Origin of the sequence: Campylobacter sp. US25a, from assembly GCF_004379075.1 — a bacterium.
Lineage (GTDB): Bacteria > Campylobacterota > Campylobacteria > Campylobacterales > Campylobacteraceae > Campylobacter_D > Campylobacter_D jejuni.
Map to the genome: position 1 here is coordinate 1 of NZ_RYYM01000051.1, position 1,585 is coordinate 1,585.

The window sequence follows — 1,585 nt, forward strand, 5'->3', positions numbered from 1 at the left end:
TATAAACATCTTTTTGTATTTGAAAGCGAAATAGAACTTTTTATCCTAGCTTTAAGTACGCTGGATTTGAGTGAAGAGTTTTGTAGTGGAAAAATTTATCTTGTGGATATGAAAGATGCTAAGATAAATTTGCAACTAAGTATGCTTTTTGATCAATATGGTATTTTTGAATGGCTTAATCTTTATGATATGTTTATAAGTTGTAATTATTATAAAAAATACTTTGATAGCTTTTTGACTTTAGCTGATTACAAGTGTTTGGAAAATATAAAATTAGTTTTAAGAGAAAATGCTTCTAGTGATTTTATCATGCTTTGTTATAAACATTTTTTACAAAACATCCCTTCTATGCTTGAAAGCATCCCATTGCAAAGACTTCTTAATGAAAGAAAAAACAAATTTGAAAATGCTATAGTTGTATCAGCAGGACCAAGTTTGTCAAAACAACTATCTTTATTAAAACAATATCAAGAAAAAGCAGTAATCTTTTGTGCTGATGGGGCTTTAAATATACTTTTGAAAGAAGGGATAAAACCAGATTATATTTTAAATTTAGATTTTGAAGATTTGCCTTGTAAATTTTTTAGCGATCTTAAAGCCTGTGAAGATGGTATATTTATACTTGCAGCAACTACGCATCCAAGTGTGGTTAAACTTTTAGAAAATCAAAATAGAATTTTAGCTATTAGTGATATACCTTACTATAAATACTATCATTTAGAAGATTTTGGTTATATAGATACGGGTACTCATGTAAGTCATTTTTCTTATACCTTAGCTTTGGCTTTAGGATTTAAAAATATTATTATGATAGGACAAGATTTAGCTTTTGATGAAAAAGGAAATTCACATGTTAAAAATTTCGCATTAGGAGAAGATGCTGATGTGAAATTAAATTTTCCAACTCTAAAAGTTGTAGCCTATGGTAACAAAGGAGAAGTTTTAACTCACATAGCTTGGAATGATTATCGCATCAAGTTAGAATATCTTTTTATAAATAATTCTCAAGCTAAATTTTACAATGCAACCGAAGGTGGAGCAAAAATCAATTTTACTGAAGAACTTTCCTTTAAAGAATGTTGTGAAAATATTTTAAAACAAACAAAGCCTAAATTTGATATACCTAAACCTTTTACTTTAAATCGTAGTAAAAAAATGCTTACTAAATTTAAAGACAAAATCCAAGAAAATATTACAATTTGTCAAAATTTCTTAGATGATGCAAATGCTTTAGAGCAAGTACTTCAAACCATTATCAAATCAAATAAAGAATTGCCTTTAAATTTCTTATACAATGTATATCAAAACATTTTAAAATTTGACTTACATTTACAACAAGATAAGCTCATGGGAGATAACTCCCTAAAAGTACTCCATGGTTATAAGGGAAAATGTTTGAGTGAAGTTATAGTACTTCAAATTCAAGATGAAAGTCAGTTTTTATTTAAATTTATAAAAGCCTATAGTTCATTTTTGAAAATTTTTATCTCAAAAATTCAAAATAGACAAGAACTTTTTCTCTCAACCCTATAAAGTAATTTTTATTATAAACGATATAGTCTATAACAAGTTCATGGACGAACTT

Annotated in this window: 1 protein-coding gene; it reads left to right on the forward strand. The window is 26.9% G+C overall.

Annotation, left to right across the window (positions count from 1 at the left end; genetic code table 11):
• On the forward strand, positions 1-1,533 hold a 1,533-nt coding region (locus ELQ12_RS09615), incomplete at its 5' end, for a 6-hydroxymethylpterin diphosphokinase MptE-like protein (RefSeq protein ID WP_134264750.1).
• Positions 1,534-1,585 lie beyond the last annotated feature (52 nt).